Genomic DNA, 20,752 nt, shown 5'->3' with positions numbered 1-20,752 from the left:
TCAGTCCATTAAAAATTCATCTTTATTTTCTAAAACTTCTATAATATTGCTCTTTTTTTGATAACCTCGAAATTCATAACTAATATTTAGTTTACCATCTTCTTTAGTAACAATAAAAGATGTTGGATAATAGGCTATAGGAAAAGGATACTTTTCTACTAGCTCTTTATAAATATCACTTCCATTTTTAACTTTTACTATTTGAATATCTTTTTGCTCTTGAATATCTTTTAAAACTTTTTCTTGTCTTATACACCAAGGGCAAGAATCAATACTAAACATCAAAATAATATCTTTAGTAGAAGACAAATCTTTGATACTTTTTATATCCTTTATCTCTGCTGCAAATAAAACACCAATTAGTGAAAATAAAATAAATAGCTTTTTCATTATTTTACTAAAGAAGAAATCTCTTTAAAACAATGATTTTTAGCATTTAAAGTTAATTCAAAAAGTAATGATTCATAAGTTGTAGGAATTACACCTGCTTGAACAAGTCTAGTAATTGCCATATCTGTATCATTTTGTTTTCTTGAAGTACAACAATCAGTTACTAAAACAACTTCAAATCCACCTTCTAGTAAATCTATACAAGTTTGTAAAACACAAACGTGGGTTTCAATACCTGCAACAATTACAACTTTCTTATTCATCTCATTAATTGCATCTATAGTCTCTTCATTTTTATAACAAGAAAAAGTTGTTTTCTCAAAATGTGGATACTCATCAACCAATTCTCTTAATGAAGGAATTGTTTCACCTATTCCTTTTTTATATTGTTCATTTACAATAAAAGGAACACTAAGAACTTTTAAACCTTTTACTAAAGTTATTAAGTTTTTTTCAATTTCATCTTTATTTGTTACATGGGGATATAATCTTTCTTGTACATCAACTAAACAAAAAAGTGCGTCTTCAACATTTATTCTCAATTTAAACTCCTTAGTATATTTATAACTATGATACTGAATTAATAATTAAATATCTTGGAAAATTTTGAGAAGTTTGAAATTTTATTTGTAGATTTAAGTAGATTTAACAAGAGAAATTCTCCTGTTAATAGTTTTATTTAAAAGCTAATTCTTCAGCTCTTAGAAGAAGTTCTTTTGCACCTTGATCTATGAAAGTCTGTGCTAGAGTTTGTCCGATTGTTTCAAACTCTTCAATATCAGCTGTGATATCTTCACTAATTGATTCACTTCCATCAGGAAGACCTACAATTGCTTGAACTCTAATAGAATGTTCATCAATAATAGTAGCTTTTACACCAATTGGAACTTGACAACCACCTTGCAGTGCATCAACAAAACTTCTTTCAATTGTAGATTCAATATGTGCATCTTTATCATTTAACACTGAAACTAATTCAACAATTCTAGGATCTGTTGTAGTTTCAATTCCAAGAGTTGCTTGTCCCATTGATGGAATCATAACATCTGTTGGAATTGGATTGAAGTATTTTACTTCGTTTTCAATTTTCAATTTTTGAATACCAGTTGCTGCTAAAATAATTGCATCATACTCACCTGCATTTAGTTTTGCAATTCTAGTATTGATATTTCCTCTTAAATCTTTTAAAACAATATCAGGTCTTAACATCATAATTGCCATTCTTCTTCTTAAACTTGTAGTTCCCACAACAGCACCTTGTGGTAACTCATCAATTGAAGAGTATTTATTACTTAATAAGGCATCTCTTGGATCAAATCTTTTTGTAACAGCAGCAAGTTGTAATCCCTCTTCAAATTGAGTTGGTACGTCTTTTAATGAGTGAACAGCTAAATGTGCAGTTCCCTCAAGCATTGCAACTTCAAGCTCTTTTGTAAAAAGACCTTTACCACCAATTTTAGCCAATGGCACATCTAAAATTTTATCGCCTTTTGTTACAAATTCTTGTAGTTCAATTTGCATATCTGGGTAAAATTCTTGTAATTGAGCTTTTATATATTCTGATTGCCAAAGCGCAAGTTGACTTCTTCTTGTTGCTATTACTAATTTTTCCATGTTAACCTCTTAATAAATTTATTTTTTTCCTAAATCTTCATATTTAAGTCTAGTAGAATCTTTTACTTTATTCACAAATATTGTTGGTGTTCCTTGAACCATAACATCTTCACCCATTGAAATATCACTATCAATAGATTTTCCTATTTCAGCTTTTGCTAATTCTTCTGACTTTATATCTGTTTTAAACTCTTTATTGAAAGCATCTAATATTACTTTCTCATCAGTTGATTTTACATCAAAATATTTTTCCCAATCAATTTGATAAGTTTTAAGCTCAACATCTTTTATTCCTTTATGTTTAGCAATATCAATTAGTTTAACAAGTACTGTTGCTGCTGGATGAATTGTTGATAATGGGAAATGGTAATAATATAAAGCTATAGAATCACTATTTTTTTGAACATGTTTTATAACTTCAGGAACATAATCTATACAATATGGACATAAAGGATCTGAAAAAATTACAATTTTATCTTTTGCATCTGCATTTCCAGCAATTAATTTTGTTTTATCATGATATTTATCTGTTAAATTTGGAGTAACTAAATCTTTTAAAGATTTTCCAGTTGTAGAATCTATTAAATCTAAAGAAATATATTTTCCATCAGAAAATAATATATCTTTCGCATTTACATCTTTACCTTGAACGTTAACTTTTACATCTAGTATATATCCATTCCAACCAGGTAACGGAATCTCTTTTTTAGTATTAATACTTACTTCTTTTATTGTTACATTTGGGTTTTGAGAAACTCTACTTTTTTCAAATTCAATAACTGAATTGTCGTTATTTGCATATAATGAAACCGATAATAATAATGTTGTAGATAATAGTTTTGATATTTTATTCATTTATAATTTTCCTTTTTTTTAATGGCTATAAGTCTATCTATTTTATATTAATGATAAGTTAATAATTTAACTCCTTGATTTTACTGTAATTTTCTTTATATCAAAAAGTTCTTTAGCCTTATCCAGCATTTTAGAGTTTAATATATCATTTAGTTGTAACTCTTTTTGAGAAGGCGTTGTTACTGAACTTTTTGTCATATCAGCCACACAACCTGCACTCATTTCAATAGATTCAAGCATTGAACTTGTATCTTCTGTTTGGGAATCCTCTTGAATATCTTCTTCTGAACTATCATTTTGAGCTATTTTACTTAAATTTATACTTGTTAATTCATCTGAATTATCATTTTGTACTTCATCATTTTGCTCGTTCTTAGATTCTACTTCTTCGGAGGGTTCCTCCTTTTTAAAATCTAGCTCAACATCATTTCCAAAAACATCTTGAGCAAATGTTTTTATTATTCCAAAATATTTATATAATAATTTTCTATCTTCATCTTGGGCTTTTGAAATAATATATAATTTATTATTCTCATAACCATTAAAGATAAAATTCTTTTGGAAGCATTCACCTAAATCATAATCTCTATCATAAACTTTAGATGTTAATTGTTCGTATAAATCGTTTATTCCTTCATTACCCTCTTCATCATCATCTAAAGGAATAATTTCAACATCTTGATGAATATTTACATAAGCTTCTCTTTCACTAACAATTGGTTCAACTTCTAGCTCATAAAAATCTTCTTTTCTCTCTTCACGAACTTTTTCTTTTTTTATTTCTTCTACTTTTGCTTCTTCTTTTTTCTCTTCTTCTTTTATTTCAGTTTTTGGTGTTTCATTAACTACTATTTTTGTAGTTGGTAAATCATCAAATGGTGTTGAATAATCAACTGTTTCAATTGCATCAATTGCATGTAAATCAACCATATTATTTGATTCAACCAATATTTTATCTTCAATTGTTAGCTCTTCAATTTTTGTTTCTTCTTCAATTTTTATAGACTCAAAAATAGGATTAACAGCAGGCTCAACTTTGTTTTCAACTATATTTTCAACAATAGGCTTTACGACTGGTTTTTCAATTGGCTTTTCAATAATTTGTTCAATAGGTTTAGAAATCATTGTCTCTTTTTTAGGCTCTATTTTTTCAACTTGATTAATAATATCATCAATAGTTCTAATATTTGTAGCTTCTATCATTTTCAAGAATGTTAAAATTAAAACAAAACCACCATCACTATTAATAGCAAGAAGATGTTTTGCATCACTTAATATTCTAAAAAATCTATCAAATAATAGTAAATCAAATCTTCTATCTTTTGTAAGCATTTTATCTTTTAAATATATTGTAATTTCATCACATATTTGCGAAACCTCATAGATTTCTAGATCTTTTATGATTTGAGTTATATCACCTTTATTTAAAATAACTGAAAAAATATTATCCATTAATTTTGGATCAATAAGTCCTAACATATCCACAGCACTTGCAGTTGTTATTCTTCCTTTTGAGAAAATAATTGCTTGATCAAGTAGTGTTAAAGTATCTCTTAAACTTCCTTGTCCACTTCTTGAAAGTATCTCTAAAGCCTCTTTTTCATAAGAGATATTCTCTTCATTTAAAATATGTGCAAGATGATGAATAACATCAGAATCAGCAATTTTATTAAATCTAAAATGTTGAGTTCTACTTAATATTGTTGCTGGAAGTTTTAAAGGATCAGTCGTTGCTAAAATAAACTTTACAAATCCAGGAGGTTCTTCAAGTGTTTTTAAAAGTGCATTAAATGCTTGAGTAGTAAGCATATGAACTTCATCGATTATAAATACTTTAAATCTTGCACTACTTGGCTTATACTTTGTATGCTCAATTAAATCTTTAATATCATCAATACCACGATTAGATGCCGCATCCATTTCGATAATATCAAGATGTCTATTTGAATTTGCACTTTTGCAGTTATCACAAACTTCACAAGGTTTAGAAGTTGGACCCTCTGAACATAAAAGTGCCTTTGCCATAATTCTTGCAGTTGAAGTTTTCCCACTTCCTCTTAAACCTGAAAATAAATATGCATGAGATAATCTATTTGAATCAAGAGCTAAAGACAATGTCTGTGAAACAGTACTTTGACCTACCAAATCTTCAAATCTATGAGGTCTATACTTTAAGGCTAAAACCCTTTTTTCTAAAATTTCTTGACTCATATTGCGCATTTCCTAACTTCTATATTTTTATTATTTAAAATTTTATCAATCATAAATCTGTTTATTTCGCCAGTATGACAAACGTTTATTTTCAAAGGTCCTTCATTTATATGACCTTTTTCTTCACTTAAAATTTTTAAGCGCTTTGCTATTGCATCACCTGTTTCAATTAATGTTATATCATTCCCCATAATCTTTTTGATTACAAAATCAATCAAAGGATAGTGAGTACAACCTAAAACTATCGTATCTACATTATCATTTTTCATGGGTTCTAACCACTTTTCTAGCATATCAAAAGTTTCTTTTGTATCAATTTCACCTTTTTCAATTTGTTCAACTAAGCCAACACAAGCTTGCTCGTGTAATTTAACTTTTTTTATTGAAGATAATTCATTTACTAAAATTTGATACTTGTCTCCCTTTAAAGTTCGAGGAGTTGCCAAAACACCGATATTTAATGTTTTAGTATTTAATATGGCTGGTTTTACACCTGGTTCTGTTCCAATCACAATCAAAAAAGGAAATTTTTCTCGTAAGTGTTTAATTGCAGCAGAAGTTGCAGTATTACAAGCAACAATCAAAGCTTCAATTCCATGATTTTCTAATAGATATCTAGTAATACTATCGCATCTATTTAAAATTTCTTCTGGAGTTTTTTCTCCATATGGAGCATATGCAGTATCTGCAATATAAAAAAGTTGCGCACCTTTAAATATCTTTTGAATAGAACTAACAACAGTTAATCCTCCCAATCCTGAATCAAATACACCTACTTTCAATTTCTACCTTTTTAGTAATAAGCGAATATTTTATCATAAGTTTTTAAAGAAAATGATTAGTGGAAAAAAGAAAAGATGCAATACTCTAAAATTAGAGTATTGCATAAAAAATTATACTAAACCTTGTTCAATCATAGCATCAGCTACTTTTTTAAATCCTGCAATATTAGCCCCTAAAACTAAGTTTGTAGGTTGTCCAAATTCAGCTGCTGTTGAACTTGCTGATTCAAATATATTTTTCATAATTTGATCAAGTTTTGCATCAACTTCTTCAAAAGTCCATGAAAGCATTGAAGCATTTTGTGCCATTTCTAATTGACTTGTAGAAACTCCACCTGCATTTGCAGCTTTTCCTGGACCATAAGCTATTTTAGTCTCAATAAATAAATCAACTGCTTGAGCTGTTGAAGGCATATTTGCACCTTCACTTACACATTTACAACCGTTTTCTAATAATGCTTTTGCATCTTCTAAATTTAATTCATTTTGAGTTGCACTTGGGAATGCAGCAAAACAAGGAACAGACCAAACTGCATTTCTACCTTCTGGATATTCTTCAACAGGAATATATTTAGCCATAGGTTTATGTTTTACATACTCTGATAAACTAGCTCTTTGTTTTTCTTTTAAATCTTTTAACAATAATAAATCAATTCCTTGTTCATCAATTATCATCCCTCGTGAATCACTACATGTAATAGGTAAGGCACCTAAATGATATAATTTTTCAATAGTATAAATAGCAACATTTCCAGAACCAGAAACAATACATTTTTTACCTTCTAAAGTCTCCCCACGTGCAGCTAACATATATTTAGCAAAATAAACACAACCATATCCTGTTGCTTCCGTTCTTGCTAAAGATCCACCCCATTTAAGGGATTTTCCTGTTAATACACCTTCATATTTATTTGCAAGTTTTTTATACATTCCAAACATATATCCAATTTCTCTAGCCCCAACACCAATATCTCCAGCTGGAACATCTGTATTTGCACCAATATGTCTAAATAATTCACTCATAAATGCTTGACAGAATCTCATAACTTCATTATCAGATCTTCCTTTTGGATTAAAGTCACTTCCACCTTTTCCTCCACCAATTTGAAGACCAGTTAATGCATTTTTAAATATTTGTTCAAATCCTAAAAATTTAATTACACCAGCATTTACACTTGGATGAAATCTAAGACCACCTTTGTATGGACCCAAAGCAGAATTAAACTCTATTCTGTAACCTTTATTTACTTGAATTTCACCATTATCATCAACCCAATTTACCCTAAACATAATTTGTCTTTCTGGTTCAACAATTCTTTCAATAATTTTGTGTTTTCTATATTTTGGATATTTATCTAATAAGGGCTGTAACGAATACAAAACTTCTTCTGCAGCTTGATAAAATTCTGTTTGAGCAGGGCTCGTTCGCTTAAGATAATTAAAAACTTCCTCTAAATATGACATGTGCTTTCCTTCTTTTTTAATTGAAAAAATATTTTATCAGAAAATTAATATTTTTTATACAATTGTATATATTTTATATATGTTTTAAAGAAAAAGTAACTTAAATAGTATTTTTCTAGATTAAATTTATCTATGATAGAATCTAATTAGAATATTCAAATACAAAGGAAGAGATTAAAAGAAGAAAAGAATTTTAAATTACAAATAAAATTGGAGTTTGTGATATTGTTAATTCTTGTAAGAGAAAAAAAATTGATACAAGTGATTTAGGGATGAGTGAAATAAAGTTAAAGGATATTTTAAATTATTTAGAAATGTACAAAAATATTTAAAGGGAAGTAATTTCCCTTTAAATTAAAAAGCTTCTACGATAGAACCTTGATATTTTTCTTTAATAAAAGTTCTAATTTCTTCTGAATTAATAGCTTCATTTAAAGCTTTTATAGAATCTTTATTTTCATTTCCTTTTTTAACTACAACAATATTTGCATAAGGAGAATCTTTTGATTCAATAATAATTGCATCTTTTAATGGATTTAAATTTGCAGATAAAGCATAGTTTGTATTAATAATAGCAGCATCAACTTCATCTAAAACTCTTGGTAATTGAGGAGCATCTAATTCTTTAATTTTAAGATTTTTAGGATTTTCAATAATATCAACAACTGTTTTAAAATCTACATCTTTAAATGTTAATAAACCTTCTTTAACTAAAATATCTAAAGCTCTACTTTCATTTGTTGGATCATTTGGAACTGCAATTGTAGCACCATCTTCTAATTCACTTAATGCTTTGATTTTATTTGAATATAATCCCATTGGTTCTAAATGTACATTTACTGTTTTTACTAAATCTGTATTTTTATTCTTATTAAACTCTTCTAGATATGGTAAATGTTGAAAAAAGTTTGCATCTAATTCACCTTCGTTAACTGCAATATTTGGCGTAACATAATCAGTAAATTCAACAATTTCTAAATCATAACCTTTAGCTTTTAATAGAGGTTTAACAGCTTCTAATATCTCAACATGAGGAACAGGTGTTGCTCCAATTTTAATAACAGTTTGTTTAGCTTCTACTTTAGTTTCTTCTACTTTTTTTGTTTCTTTTGAATCGCAAGCTGCAAGTCCAAGTGCAACAGCACCTGCAATTGTAAATTTTAATATATTTTTTAACATAATTTTTTTCCTTTATTTTTTTGTAATTTTATATAAATAATCGCCCAAACTTTGACATATCTGTACTAATGCGATTAAAATTAGTACAGTGTAAATCATAGTATCAGTTTGAAATCTATAATAACCATATTTAATAGCCACATCTCCCAAACCTCCACCACCTACCGCTCCTGCCATCGCAGAAAACCCAATAACTGTTATTAAAGTAAGTGTGATTGCTGATATAATTGAAGGAAGTGCTTCAACTAACATTACTTTAAATACAATTTGAAAATCACTTGCTCCAAATGATTTAGCAGCTTCTATTACACCTTTATCCACCTCTTTAAATGCACTTTCAATTAATCTTGCAATAAAAGGAGCAGCTCCAATTGTAAGAGGAATAATAGCAGCGCTTGTCCCAATACTTTTTCCAATTAAAAATTTTGTAAGAGGAAATAAAACTATCATTAATATAATAAAGGGAAATGATCTTAGTGTATTTATAACAACATCTAAAATTGAATACACTTTTAAATTTTCTTTTAATCCATCTTTAGATGTAAATATTAAAATAATCGCTAAAAAAAATCCAATTACAACAGCAAAAAAAGTAGAAACAAATGACATATATATTGTTTCACCAAGTGCTGGAAATAAAATATCAAACATTATAATACCTCCCAAACAATATCATGTTGTCTTATATAATCAATTACAATATCTCGAGTTTCATCTTCAATATTAATAACCATATTTCCAACAATATGACCGTTAATTTCTTCTAGTTTCCCCCAAACAATATTAAAATCCATATTCAACTCTCTTGCCATTTTTGTAATGAATGATTGAAAAACATTATCTTTTGGAAAATAAAGTTTAACATTTACACCTGTTTTCGGAACAACTTCTGTTTCACCTAAAAATTCTTTCATTTTAATATCAGGTTTTAAAAATAATTCTTCTGTATCATCAAATCCTATAATATTCCCATGTTCTAATAAAAGTGCTTTTTGTGCAATTTGTTTAACTACTTCCATTTCATGGGTAACAATAACAATAGTGATATTTAATTTTTCATTTATTTCTTTTAATAAATTCAAAATAGATGTAGTTGTATTTGGATCAAGTGCAGAAGTCGCCTCATCACAAAGTAAAATTTCTGGATCTAAAGTCAAAGCACGAGCAATTGCAACTCTTTGTTTTTGTCCACCACTTAATTGACTAGGATATGCATCTTTTTTTTCTTCTAAACCTACTAAAGCTAATAAATCATTTACTTTTTTTGATATTTCTTCTTTCTTATAACCCCAAAGTTGCATCGGTAATGAAATATTTTCAAATACAGTTTTTCTTTGAATTAGTGAAAAGTGTTGGAAAATCATTCCAATATTTTTTCTAAATTCTCTTAGTTCATCTTTTTTTAAATTTTTTATCTCTTTATTATTAACTAATAATATTCCATCAGCATAATCTTCAAGGCCATTAATACATCTTAAAAGTGTTGACTTCCCAGCACCGCTGTGTCCAACTATTGCGAAAATCTCACCTTTTTTAATATCTATGGATATGTTATTTAAAACTTTTGTATTAGAATAATATTTATTTAGATTTTTTATATTTATCATAATCTATCCTTATTAAGGCAGCAATACTATAGGAAAGTTTATAAAATGTGAGTTAAATAAGTAATTAATATGTAATTAATTGTTTTTTTGTATAAAAAAGATACAGAAGCGCAAGGGCGCCTCTACTATTCGTTCATTGAGTTAAAAAATTCTTCGTTGTCTTTTGTCTTTTGCATTTTTGAGTATAAAAATTTAAGTGCTTCAACTTCATCCATTGCTGCAATTGCATTTCTTAATATCCAAGTTTTTTGTAATACATCAGGAGAAAGAAGTAATTCTTCTTTTCTAGTTCCAGATTTAATAATATCAAGAGCTGGATAAACTCTTTTGTTTGCTGCATTTCTTGATAATACAACTTCACTATTACCAGTACCTTTAAACTCTTCAAAAATAACTTCGTCCATTTTTGAACCAGTTTCAATAAGTGCAGTTGAAATAATAGTTAAAGAACCACCTTCTTCTATATTTCTAGCCGCTCCGAAAAATCTTTTTGGTTTATGTAATGCATTTGCATCAACCCCACCAGAAAGTACTTTTCCTGAAGATGGTGTAACTGTATTATATGCTCTTGCCAATCTAGTAATTGAATCTAATAAGATAACTACATCTTTTTTCATTTCTACAAGTCTTTTTGCTTTTTCAATAACAATTTCAGCAACTCTAACATGATTATGTGCAGGTAAATCAAAAGTAGAAGAATAAACTTCACCTTTTACACTTCTTTGCATATCTGTAACTTCTTCTGGTCTTTCATCAATTAATAATACCATTAAATGAACTTCAGGATGATTTCTAGAAATTGCGTGAGCTAATTCTTTTAATAACTCAGTTTTACCAGTTTTTGGAGGAGCAACAATTAATCCCCTTTGCCCTTTACCCATAGGAGCAAATAAATCAAGCATTCTTCCTGTCATTTTATTTGCATCATATTCAAATTTGAATCTATCAGTAGAATAAAGTGGAGTTAAGTTATCAAAAAGAGGTCTATTTTTAGACTCTTTTACAGGTAGGTAATTAATTGCTTCAATTTTTAATAAAGCATTATATTTCTCACTCTCTTTATTAGGAGGTCTAACTTGTCCTGAAACAATATCACCTGTTCTTAAAGCAAACTTTCTAATTTGAGTTGCACTAACATAAGAATCATTAGATGTATCAGAGAAATTACCATCAATTGCTCTTAAGAATCCAAATCCACCCTCTTTTATTTCTAAAATACCTGTGAATAAAATGAAACCGCCTGCATCAATTTGTGATTTCAAAATCATAAACATTAAATCTTGTCGTTTTAATTCTTGAGGGTTTTCAACATCTAAGTCATTTGCAATATTAATTAAAGTTTCTAATGGCAGTTCTCTTAATTGTTCTATTCTATAACCTTCAACAGGTATATGAGTTCTTGCTTTTTTAGAGTTTGTGGTTTTTGTTTTTGTTTCTTCTTTAGACTCTTCCATGAGTATGTTTGCCTTTGATTTTACATAATAAGATATGTAGTTTTTGTAGTTTTTTTGTAGTTTTTTTAAAGTATTAGCATTATTGTAGTGTTTATTTTTAAAATTGTCAATAATTTTGCTTAGGACAAAAAAAAGGGTGTCACTGAATATGACACCCTTTTATACATATAATATTTTAAATATTATAATTTTCCTTCGTTTTTACCTAAGTACTCAGCAACACCAGCAGTAGAAGCTTTCATTCCTTCGTCACCTTTTACCCAACCAGCTGGACATACTTCACCATGCTCATTTGTAAAAATCATTGTATCTACCATTCTAATCATTTCATCAATATTTCTTCCTAGTGGTAAGTCATTGATTACTGCATGTCTTACTGTTCCATCTGAATCTATTAAAAATGATCCTCTTAATGCTACTGATTCACCAAACAATACATCATAATCTCTTGAAATTGATTTTGAAAGGTCAGCTACTAATGGGAATTTAACTCTTCCAATTCCACCATTTTCAACAGGAGTTTCTCTCCATGCAAAGTGAGAGAATTGAGAATCTACTGAACAACCTATTACTGATACACCTCTTGATGTAAAATCTTCAATTCTTTTTGAGAATGCAATGATTTCTGATGGACAAACAAAAGTGAAATCTAATGGATAGAAAAATAATACTGCACCTTTTTCCCCAATGTTTTCATATAAGTTAAAATTTTCTACAATTTGACCATCTGCAAGTACAGCTGTTGCTGTAAAATCTGGAGCTTTCTTTGTTACTAACATATTTAAATCCTTTTTATTTTTTTATTAATTCAATAAGAAATTATATAACAATAACTTTAAAATCTTCTGTAATTTAGCTTAAATTTCAATATTTATACAAAATATTATCACTTAATAAAGTTTATCAATAAAAAATTAAACATTTAAATCCTTCTATAATATTGTCCAGTTTCGTTACATTGCAAATAAGATTAAATTTTAAATAGGTAATTTAGAAACTTTAAAGATAGTTTTATATTTACTGTGATAAAGTTTTCTAAAATTTATTAAGATTAAGGAGAAATACTATGGCAGTTAGAATTACTGATATTTGTATTAGTTGTGATGCTTGTTTAGATGAGTGTCCAGTAGAAGCGATTGTAGATAATGATGAGAATCCAACTGGTGAAGATGTTTATTATGTTCATGCAGACAAATGTGTTGAGTGTGTAGGTCATAATGACGCACCTGCATGTGCTGATGCATGTCCAACTGAAGGTTGTATAGTATGGGACGAAGTTGGTTCTAGTGCAGTTGAAAGAGAAGACAGAGGAACTGTTGGTTCTCCTGTAGTTGAAGATTAATATCAAATAATTAACTAGATTTTTATTGTAAAAAAAGGCAAGTAGTTTTTACTACTTGCCTTTTTTTTATTTTTTAGGTATAATCCGCGACTTAAAAAAAAATCGAGGAATATAAGTAATGGAACAAACATTATCAATCATCAAACCAGACGCTGTAGCAAAAAATGTAGTTGGAAAAATCTTAGACAGATTTGAAACAGCTGGATTAAGAATTGCAGCTACTAAAAAAATGCAATTAAGCCAAGCTGACGCTGAAGCTTTTTATGCAGTTCATGCAGCAAGACCTTTCTTCAAAGACTTAGTTGAGTTCATGATTTCAGGACCAGTTGTAGTTACAGTATTAGAAGGTGTTAATGCAATGGCTATTAACAGAGAATTAATGGGTGCTACTAATCCTAAAGAAGCAGCAGCTGGAACAATTAGAGCAGATTTTGCAGAATCAATTGATGCAAATGCAGTTCATGGTTCAGATTCATTAGAAAATGCAGCAAATGAGATCAATTTCTTCTTTGCACAAAAAGAAATTTGTTAATTATCTATTAATTAATTAGTTTTATAATGAAAATAGAATTTAGAAAAGTTCCTCAAACTCCCAAGGAATTGGAAGTTGAATACAATTCAGTTAAAATTGAAGGTACTTTTTGTAAAATATCGCAATCATTAGTAAAAGTTGACGCAGTATTATTAGGTAATACTGATATTGATTGTTGTAGATGTGGAATTGCTGAAGTAATTGAAGTTGATGAAGAACTTCATTTATTATTAAGTGATGGTGTTTACAATAAAGATGAAAGTGAATATTTAGTAATTGAAGTGGAAAATAATTTAATTGATTTCGATGAAATCATCGAAAGTGAATTAAATAGTATAAAAAGCGACTATCACATTTGTAAGGATTGCTTACAACTTGGTGATAATTTTGAAAAAGAATTTTAAGGAGAATTAAAATGGCAGTACCTAAGAGAAGAGTATCTCATACTAGAGCAGCAAAGAGAAGAACTCACTATAAAATAACATTAAAAAAACCTGTTAAAGACGTTGATGGAACTTGGAAGATGCCTCATATGGTTAATCCAACTACTGGTGAATACAAAAACTAATGCTAAAAATTGCAATAGATGCTATGGGTGGGGACTTCGGTCCTGAACCTATAATTGAGGGCTTAGTAACAGCGCTTAAAAAAAACAATAACTTCTCTGCGATTGCAGTTGGTAAAAAAAGTGAAATTTTACCATTACTTCCACAAAACCTTTTATCAAGAATTGAAATATTAGATACAGATGATGTAATTAGTATGAGTGATTCTGCAACAGATGCACTTAAAAGAAAAGAATCAACTATTTATAAAGCTATAGAATTAGTAAGAGAAGGAAAAGCTGGTGCTGTAGTATCCGCTGGTCATTCTGGAGCTTCTATGTCATTAGCAACATTAAGAATAGGAAGAATCAAAGGCGTAAGTAGACCTGCGATTGCAACATTAATGCCTACAAGTGAAAACCAAAATACTTTAGTATTGGATGTTGGAGCGAATGTAGATAGTGATGCAAAAAACTTATTTCAATTTGCAATTATGGGTCAAGTGTATGCGCAATATGTGCTTAGACTTGATGAACCAATAGTTGGATTATTAAGTAATGGGGAAGAAGATAGTAAAGGTAATGAAGTTACTAAAGAAGCATATAAACTATTAGCAAAAATTCCAAATTTCGCAGGAAATGTTGAAGGTAGTGATATCTTCAAAGGAACAGTTGATGTTGTAGTTTGTGATGGTTTTGTTGGTAATATTTTACTTAAAACTGCCGAAGGTGTTGCAGACACAATCGGTAAAATTATTAAGAAAAATTTAAAAAGATCTCTAATCTCAATTGCTGGTGCAGTTCTTATGAGAAAAGTTTTCAAAAACTTAAAAGTAAGAGTTGATTATGCTGAATATGGAGGAGCTCCACTTTTAGGAGTTAAAGCTCCTGTTATCATTGCCCATGGAAAATCTAATCCAAAAGCAATACAAAATGCTATATTTCAAGCTATAAATGCAGCAAGTTCAAATTTAGATAGTATAATTGAACAAAGATTAGTAAAATATAGTACTGAACAAGAAATTAATTAATACTATATTTAATATAAGGATATGTAAATGACATATGCAGCTTTTAGATCTATTGGAGCTTATATTCCTCCAAAGATTATGACAAATGCAGATTTTGAAAAAATTATTGATACAAGTGATGAGTGGATTACAAAAAGAACTGGTATTAAAGAAAGAAGAATTTCTGAAGTTGATGAAGCTTCATCTGATTTAGGAGCAAGAGCAGCAAAACTTGCAATAGAACGAGCTGGAATTGCATATGAAGATGTTGATTTAGTAATTTGTGCCACGGTTACTCCTGATTTTTTATGTATGCCATCAACGGCATGTTTAATTGCAGCAAAAGTAGGATTACCTCCTGTTATGGCCTTTGACATTAGTGCTGCATGTACTGGATTTGTATATGCTGTTTCAATTGCTAAAGCATTTATTGAATCTGGTATGAAAAAAAATGTACTAATTGTTGGTGCTGAAACATATACATCTATTTTAGATTATACAGACAGAGGTACATGTTTTATTTTCGGAGATGGAGCAGGTGCTGCTATCATTTCTGCTACAGATAATAAAGATGAAGCTATTATTGATGTTAATTGTTCAAGTGATGGTAATTATGAAGATTTAATTAAAACTCCAGGTGGAGGAAGTAAACATCCTTGTTCAACTGAAGTTTTAGAAAATAAAATGGCATGTATAAAAATGAAAGGTAACGAAACTTTCAAACTTGCTGTTAAAACATTAACATCAGATGTTCAAGTAATGATGAAAAAACATAATCTATCAAATGAGGATATAAATCACTTTATTCCTCATCAAGCAAACCTTAGAATCATAAAAGCTGTAGGTGAAGCTTTAGGATTTAATGATGAGCAAACTGTTGTTACTGTACACAAATACGGTAATACATCAGCAGCATCAATTCCTATGGCTATGAATCATGCATATGAAGAAGGTAGAATAAAAGCAGGTGATACTATACTTTTTGACGCCTTCGGTGGTGGATTGACTTGGGGCTCTGCTCTATTTAAATTCGCACCAAAGAAATAGATAAAATAGGATTTTCCTATTTTATTTCTACTTTAATACTCTAAAACTATCTATTCTAAAATTATAAATATTACAGATTACAAATACTGAACTAATCCCATATAAAAAAGTGTTCCTATAAAAATAGATACTAAATAATTCTTAAAAATTAAATGTAAAAGTGCTGTAAAAACAATACTACCTAGCTCTTTCATACCATAGGGAACTAAAGAAAAATTGATCTCTTTTAATGTATAAAAAATCAATATAGTCATAATAACTGATGGAAAATACTTTTCTATAAATAAGATATAAGAAGGCAAATCATTTTTTCTAAAGAATAAAAAAGGAAAAACTCTTGTAAAATAATTAACAACAGTCATAATAGCAATAGCTATGTATATTTCATAATTACTCATTTCCAACTCTATTTTTAAAAGTAAACATTAGAACTAAAGCAATCATAATTGACACTATAAGCATTTTATCACTTGGAATAAATATTAATGAAAACACAGAAGCAATTGTTCCTATTAAAAAAGGAACAAAATTTCTTAAATTTTTATATTGTTCAATACAAAGAACAACAAAAAGTGCTGTTAGGGAGAATTCTAAACCTACTGTGTTAAATTTTATATTTGATCCTATTATTGCTCCTAAAGTTGATCCTATAAACCAATAAGATTGATTAAGAGCTGTAAGAAAAAAATAGTACCATCTTTTATTTAGTGATTCATCATCTTTTATTGTTGTTAAAAGAGCGTATGTTTCATCTGTTAAACCAAATATTAAATATGTTTTAAATTTACCTGTATCTTTAAATCTTTTAAGTAAAGACAAACCATAAAAAGATTGTCTAATATTTATAAACCAAGAAGCAATAGCTATATCAATCATTCCAGCTTTTACATTAAAAAAGCTTATTGCAACAAATTGTAAGGCACCTGCATATATAAATAATGACATTAGAGGAGCTAAGTACCATGAGTATTCAAAAGAAACTAATAGTAAGCCAAAGGCAAAGCCCAAAACAGAATAACCCATCATTACAGGTATAGAAACCTGAAATGCTTTTTTTAATTCATTATTATATTTCAAACTTTTTATTGCTTTTAGTTAAATTTTTTATTATTTGGATTATTTTTAAATACATCAAATGAATTCTTTTTTAGATCTTTATTAAATTTATCTACAGTTGCAACTGAATTTATATATAAAATTGATTCATCAACGATTATTTGAAAAATAGAATGTAAAGGAATTTTAACTACACTTCCAAAATTTTCATTTCCAAAGCCTGCTTCAAAACTTATATGAGTATCATTTATTTGAACTGTTGAATAAGTATAGTTACTCAAAATAAATAGTGAGAATTTATGCATACTTTCTTTTATTACTTTTGGTAATTCAGGAGTAAATGTAGCTGATTCAATATTTGCAGTGATTGAGAATTCTTGATTCTTATTTAATAAAAATGTCACATTTTCTTTTATTTGAGCTTCAACTAGCTTTTTATAATCTATATCTTCTATAATATCATTAATCATAATTAATCCCTATTTTTAAAATTAAATGTTATTATAGCTTATGAAACAACTTATTTTCCTTATCCTTATCTTATTAAATTATGCCTTTGCATATGAATTCAAGTTAAATGAAAAAGATATTAACTATATTAATAATTCTACAAAAAAATCTTTTATTCTAAATAGAATAGATAAATATCAAACACTAAAAATAAAAGTAAAAGATTATGAGCTTATAAGAAAATTATCCCATGTGAATTCATTTATAAATAGAATTTTACCAGCTCATGATATTTCAACTTCTTCTTCTATTGATTACTGGTCAACACCAAAAGAGTTCTTACTTCAAGGCCATGGAGATTGTGAAGATTATGCAATAGCAAAATATTTTACACTACTAGAACTCAACATTCCAAAAGAAAAGCTTTACTTTGGGGTTGTGGATATAAAAGGTGAGAGAAATTCACATATGGTTCTTTTATATTTAGATAATAAAAACTCTACTCCTTTAGTATTAGACAATCTAAGTTTTAAAGTGATTCCTCTTACAAAAAGAAAAAAACTAATACCTAAATTTGCTTTTAATGAAAATGATTCTTATAAATTCACACAAAATAGATTTACCGAAAAGATAAAAATAAATTGGGGAAAAGAAGATAGGTGGAATAAACTTCTAAATAAAGTTTATGTTTTAAGTGAATAATCCTCTTTAATATCAAAATCAATCATAGCATTCATAAGTGCTATTTTTGTTGCTTCTTTTAACATTTCAACAGTGATATCTTTTTCAATCAAAATTTTGTCATTTATTAATCTATCTCTAGTTGTACCTTTTAATAAGCAATTTTTAGACGTTATCCAAGTATTTTCATAATAAATAGCAATATTTGCAATACTTGTATCTGTGACAATATTGTTTTTTATAATTATAACCTCATCACAAGCATCTCTTTTTTCAAATAATTTATCTAAAGCATCCCTATTTAAATATTTTTTTGAATAGCTTATTTTGTCATCGTTAATTAGTTTAAAAGACTTTATTTCTCTTTTTTTATAAGTAAAATATTCTACATCTAGTATTTCATCATTATTATATATGACTTTACATCTTAGTAAATCTGAACTAGCTGGATAAACATACTCTTGTAATTTTATATTTAGTCCTATTGTATTTGCAATTCTTTTATTATGATAATCTAAATTAAAAATCTCATAATCATCACATTTGATAGTTTCAAAGTATTTTATTTCTTCCATAGTAAATCCTTTTTAAAGGGGTAAATAAATTTTATCTATAAGCTCTTGATATTCTAAAGAAGCATTTGAATCACAAGTAATTCCACCACCACTTTTATAAAAAGTTTCTCCATTTTGATTTTTTTCAATAAATCTTATCATAACAGAAGAATCTAAATTCACTCCATCATAAACACCAAAAATTCCCGTATAAAAACCTCTTTCATATTTTTCAATATTATCCAAAATTTCTACAGTGCTTTTCTTTGGAGTTCCTGTAATTGAGCCAGCTGGTAAAATAGAAGTTAAAATATCCCCTATTCTCTCATTCCAATTTTCTTCTAAATGAGCTGATATTTTAGAGCTTACTTGTAAAAGTTTTTTATCCCCTGCATTTATTTTCTCACAAAATCTAAATTTATTTACTCTTACTTTTGAAGATACTATTCCCAAGTCATTCCTTAATAAATCAACAACCATTGTATGCTCAGCCATTTCTTTTAAATCACCTAATATTCTAGCTTGTGCATTTGTAATTGAAGCATCAATGGTGCCTTTCATTGGATAAGTATAAATTTTATTTTTTTTAATTTCAATAAACCGCTCAGGTGAAAAACAAACGAAATCATCTTTAATATTTTGAAATCTTAGTTTAAACTTTGCACTAACACTATCATATATTTCATCCAAAGTTAAAGTACTTTTTATTTTTGTTTGAGCAGTTAGATTTAAAAGATATGAATTTCCACTTTTTATTTGCTCTTGAATATAATCAAACTTTTTTTTGTATTCATCAAAAGATATTGGGAATTTTTCTAGTTTATATTTTTTATTTATTTTAGATTTATGATGTTCTTTTGAGTTTAACTCAAATCTAATATTATTTGGAAGTTCTGAGAGTTTTTCAATATAAAACTCTTCTAAGTTATAAGATAAAACAAATAAAAATGGTTCTTTTTTTGAACCAAATTTATTTAATTTTTCTTTTATTAAATCTATACTCAAACTAAGCTAATATTAATTTCTTTAAAACAGCAGCTCTAATAGCAACACCATTTGTAACTTGTGTTAATACTTTACATCTTGGGTCTTTTAACATGTCATCACTAATATCAACATTTCTATTTACAGGACCTGGATGTAATAATAAGATATCTCTATCTCCTACTACTTCATTTGTTATACAATAATCTTTTGCATATTCATTTAAAGACTCAAAATAAATTTCTGAATGTCTTTCAAGTTGTGTTCTTAAACTCATAATTACATCAAGGTCATCAATAACATCTGAAATATGGATATAAGTTTTAAATTCGTCTCCATCATATCTAAAACACTCAGGTGAAATAAAACTAACATCCATTCCAAATCTTGGTAATAATCTTCTATTAGATCCAGCAACTCTTGAAGTTCTTACGTCTCCCACGATTGCCACTTTTTTACCTTCAGTGTTTCCATTAAAATGTTCATATATAGTAAATAAATCAAGTAAAGCTTGTGTAGGATGGGCATGTTTACCATCGCCTGCATTAATAATAGGACAATCAACATATCCAGCAAGTGATTCAGGTAAACCACACTCTGAGTGTCTGATAATGATTGCATCAGGTTTCATTGCATTTATATTTGCAACTGTATCAAATATAGTTTCACCCTTTGATGCAGATGATGTGCTAACATCTAAAGATACAACCTCAGCACCTAATCTTTTAGCTGCAATTTCAAATGAACTTCTTGTTCTTGTAGAATTTTCAAAAAATAGTGTAACTATTATTTTCCCTTTTAAAATTTCATTTGGTTCAAATTTTAAAAATTCTCTAGCGTCATCAAATAAGCCTAAAATCTCATCTTTTGAAAAATCCGAAGTTCTAATTAAGTGCTGCATTTTTTTCCTTTAATTTTAGTTTTGATTTTAGCAAAAAGCTCTTTAAAAAATAAAACTTTTTGTATAATAAAGAAACTTAAATTTTTTAGGAACTC

At 28.1% G+C, this 20,752-nt stretch carries 25 protein-coding genes; 7 read left to right on the top strand and 18 right to left on the bottom strand.

The window, feature by feature from the left end; all coding sequences use genetic code 11:
- From AACT_RS02385 to AACT_RS02330, 12 genes are all read right to left on the bottom strand, one after another.
- Entirely contained in the window at positions 1 to 390 is a 390-nt protein-coding gene (locus AACT_RS02385) for a thioredoxin domain-containing protein (protein ID WP_172124634.1), read from the bottom strand.
- Positions 390 to 932, bottom strand: coding sequence for a hydrolase (locus AACT_RS02380; protein WP_172124632.1), 543 nt, complete (start codon positions 930 to 932; stop codon positions 390 to 392). Before AACT_RS02380 ends, AACT_RS02385 begins: the two co-directional genes overlap by 1 nt.
- 133 nt (positions 933 to 1,065) lie before the next feature.
- Entirely contained in the window at positions 1,066 to 2,004 is a 939-nt protein-coding gene (gene hemC, locus AACT_RS02375) for a hydroxymethylbilane synthase (RefSeq protein WP_172124630.1), read from the bottom strand.
- Positions 2,005 to 2,022: 18 nt separating this feature from the next.
- Complete coding sequence (locus AACT_RS02370) at positions 2,023 to 2,859, bottom strand: thioredoxin domain-containing protein (protein ID WP_172124628.1); 837 nt, start codon at positions 2,857 to 2,859, stop codon at positions 2,023 to 2,025.
- Positions 2,860 to 2,925: 66 nt separating this feature from the next.
- A complete protein-coding gene (locus tag AACT_RS02365) occupies positions 2,926 to 5,070 on the bottom strand; it encodes a DNA polymerase III subunit gamma/tau (RefSeq protein ID WP_172124626.1) in 2,145 nt (714 codons plus the stop codon).
- Positions 5,067 to 5,852: a glutamate racemase gene (murI, locus tag AACT_RS02360; protein WP_172124624.1), complete on the bottom strand. Its 786-nt coding sequence runs from the start codon at positions 5,850 to 5,852 to the stop codon at positions 5,067 to 5,069. The genes AACT_RS02365 and murI overlap by 4 nt, the downstream gene beginning before the upstream one ends.
- Before the next feature lie 111 nt (positions 5,853 to 5,963).
- A complete protein-coding gene (gdhA, locus tag AACT_RS02355; protein WP_172124622.1) occupies positions 5,964 to 7,316 on the bottom strand; it encodes an NADP-specific glutamate dehydrogenase in 1,353 nt (450 codons plus the stop codon).
- 354 nt (positions 7,317 to 7,670) lie between these two features.
- The gene (locus tag AACT_RS02350) at positions 7,671 to 8,495 is read right to left on the bottom strand and encodes a MetQ/NlpA family ABC transporter substrate-binding protein (RefSeq protein ID WP_172124620.1); all 825 of its coding nucleotides are present in this window, start codon (positions 8,493 to 8,495) and stop codon (positions 7,671 to 7,673) included.
- 12 nt (positions 8,496 to 8,507) lie between these two features.
- On the bottom strand, positions 8,508 to 9,146 hold the full coding sequence (locus AACT_RS02345; protein ID WP_172124618.1) for a methionine ABC transporter permease: 639 nt from the start codon (positions 9,144 to 9,146) through the stop codon (positions 8,508 to 8,510).
- Positions 9,146 to 10,102 carry a methionine ABC transporter ATP-binding protein gene (locus tag AACT_RS02340; protein ID WP_172124616.1) on the bottom strand — a complete coding sequence of 319 codons (957 nt, stop codon included), beginning with the start codon at positions 10,100 to 10,102 and terminating at the stop codon, positions 9,146 to 9,148. Before AACT_RS02340 ends, AACT_RS02345 begins: the two co-directional genes overlap by 1 nt.
- Before the next feature lie 125 nt (positions 10,103 to 10,227).
- Positions 10,228 to 11,556, bottom strand: a complete 1,329-nt coding sequence (rho, locus tag AACT_RS02335; RefSeq protein WP_172124614.1) for a transcription termination factor Rho — start codon at positions 11,554 to 11,556, stop codon at positions 10,228 to 10,230.
- 182 nt (positions 11,557 to 11,738) lie between these two features.
- Positions 11,739 to 12,335, bottom strand: a complete 597-nt coding sequence (locus AACT_RS02330; RefSeq protein WP_172124612.1) for a peroxiredoxin — start codon at positions 12,333 to 12,335, stop codon at positions 11,739 to 11,741.
- Between the two features lie 287 nt (positions 12,336 to 12,622).
- Between AACT_RS02330 and AACT_RS02325 the strand changes: the two genes are divergently transcribed.
- From AACT_RS02325 to AACT_RS02300, 6 genes are all read left to right on the top strand, one after another.
- The gene (locus AACT_RS02325) at positions 12,623 to 12,898 is read left to right on the top strand and encodes an NADH-quinone oxidoreductase subunit I (RefSeq protein ID WP_172124610.1); all 276 of its coding nucleotides are present in this window, start codon (positions 12,623 to 12,625) and stop codon (positions 12,896 to 12,898) included.
- A 118-nt stretch (positions 12,899 to 13,016) separates the two neighbouring features.
- Positions 13,017 to 13,430: a nucleoside-diphosphate kinase gene (gene ndk, locus AACT_RS02320; RefSeq protein WP_172124608.1), complete on the top strand. Its 414-nt coding sequence runs from the start codon at positions 13,017 to 13,019 to the stop codon at positions 13,428 to 13,430.
- 26 nt (positions 13,431 to 13,456) lie between these two features.
- On the top strand, positions 13,457 to 13,834 hold the full coding sequence (locus tag AACT_RS02315; protein WP_172124606.1) for a hypothetical protein: 378 nt from the start codon (positions 13,457 to 13,459) through the stop codon (positions 13,832 to 13,834).
- 11 nt (positions 13,835 to 13,845) lie between these two features.
- Complete coding sequence (rpmF, locus tag AACT_RS02310) at positions 13,846 to 13,998, top strand: 50S ribosomal protein L32 (protein ID WP_172124604.1); 153 nt, start codon at positions 13,846 to 13,848, stop codon at positions 13,996 to 13,998.
- Complete coding sequence (gene plsX / locus AACT_RS02305) at positions 13,998 to 15,005, top strand: phosphate acyltransferase PlsX (RefSeq protein WP_172124602.1); 1,008 nt, start codon at positions 13,998 to 14,000, stop codon at positions 15,003 to 15,005. The genes rpmF and plsX overlap by 1 nt, the downstream gene beginning before the upstream one ends.
- A gap of 27 nt (positions 15,006 to 15,032) precedes the next feature.
- The gene (locus AACT_RS02300; RefSeq protein ID WP_172124600.1) at positions 15,033 to 16,031 is read left to right on the top strand and encodes a beta-ketoacyl-ACP synthase III; all 999 of its coding nucleotides are present in this window, start codon (positions 15,033 to 15,035) and stop codon (positions 16,029 to 16,031) included.
- A gap of 77 nt (positions 16,032 to 16,108) precedes the next feature.
- On the opposite strand, the gene AACT_RS02295 is transcribed toward AACT_RS02300, so the two are convergent.
- From AACT_RS02295 to AACT_RS02285, 3 genes are read right to left on the bottom strand one after another with little or no spacing between them, the layout of a single operon-like run.
- On the bottom strand, positions 16,109 to 16,429 hold the full coding sequence (locus tag AACT_RS02295) for a branched-chain amino acid transporter permease (protein WP_172124598.1): 321 nt from the start codon (positions 16,427 to 16,429) through the stop codon (positions 16,109 to 16,111).
- Positions 16,422 to 17,108, bottom strand: a complete 687-nt coding sequence (locus AACT_RS02290) for an AzlC family ABC transporter permease (protein WP_172124596.1) — start codon at positions 17,106 to 17,108, stop codon at positions 16,422 to 16,424. The genes AACT_RS02295 and AACT_RS02290 overlap by 8 nt, the downstream gene beginning before the upstream one ends.
- Before the next feature lie 14 nt (positions 17,109 to 17,122).
- The gene (locus AACT_RS02285; RefSeq protein ID WP_172124594.1) at positions 17,123 to 17,557 is read right to left on the bottom strand and encodes a hypothetical protein; all 435 of its coding nucleotides are present in this window, start codon (positions 17,555 to 17,557) and stop codon (positions 17,123 to 17,125) included.
- Between the two features lie 40 nt (positions 17,558 to 17,597).
- On the opposite strand from AACT_RS02285, the gene AACT_RS02280 reads away from it, so the two are divergent.
- Positions 17,598 to 18,239 (top strand): transglutaminase-like cysteine peptidase, encoded by a 642-nt coding sequence (locus AACT_RS02280; RefSeq protein WP_172124592.1) that lies wholly within the window; start codon positions 17,598 to 17,600, stop codon positions 18,237 to 18,239.
- Here AACT_RS02280 and AACT_RS02275 read toward each other — a convergent pair.
- The 3 genes from AACT_RS02275 to AACT_RS02265 are packed head-to-tail and all read right to left on the bottom strand — an operon-like array spanning position 18,221 to position 20,657.
- A complete protein-coding gene (locus AACT_RS02275) occupies positions 18,221 to 18,793 on the bottom strand; it encodes an aminotransferase class IV (protein WP_172124590.1) in 573 nt (190 codons plus the stop codon). The genes AACT_RS02280 and AACT_RS02275 overlap by 19 nt on opposite strands.
- Before the next feature lie 12 nt (positions 18,794 to 18,805).
- On the bottom strand, positions 18,806 to 19,777 hold the full coding sequence (locus AACT_RS02270) for an aminodeoxychorismate synthase component I (RefSeq protein ID WP_172124588.1): 972 nt from the start codon (positions 19,775 to 19,777) through the stop codon (positions 18,806 to 18,808).
- A 1-nt stretch (position 19,778) separates the two neighbouring features.
- Positions 19,779 to 20,657 carry an aspartate carbamoyltransferase catalytic subunit gene (locus tag AACT_RS02265; RefSeq protein ID WP_172124586.1) on the bottom strand — a complete coding sequence of 293 codons (879 nt, stop codon included), beginning with the start codon at positions 20,655 to 20,657 and terminating at the stop codon, positions 19,779 to 19,781.
- Between the last annotated feature and the right edge of the window lie 95 nt (positions 20,658 to 20,752).

It is taken from the genome of Arcobacter acticola, from assembly GCF_013177675.1.
Taxonomy (GTDB): Bacteria; Campylobacterota; Campylobacteria; order Campylobacterales; family Arcobacteraceae; genus Aliarcobacter; species Aliarcobacter acticola.
The sequence above is the reverse complement of the archived record's forward strand: the minus strand, read 5'-3'. Positions and strand labels throughout refer to the sequence as shown.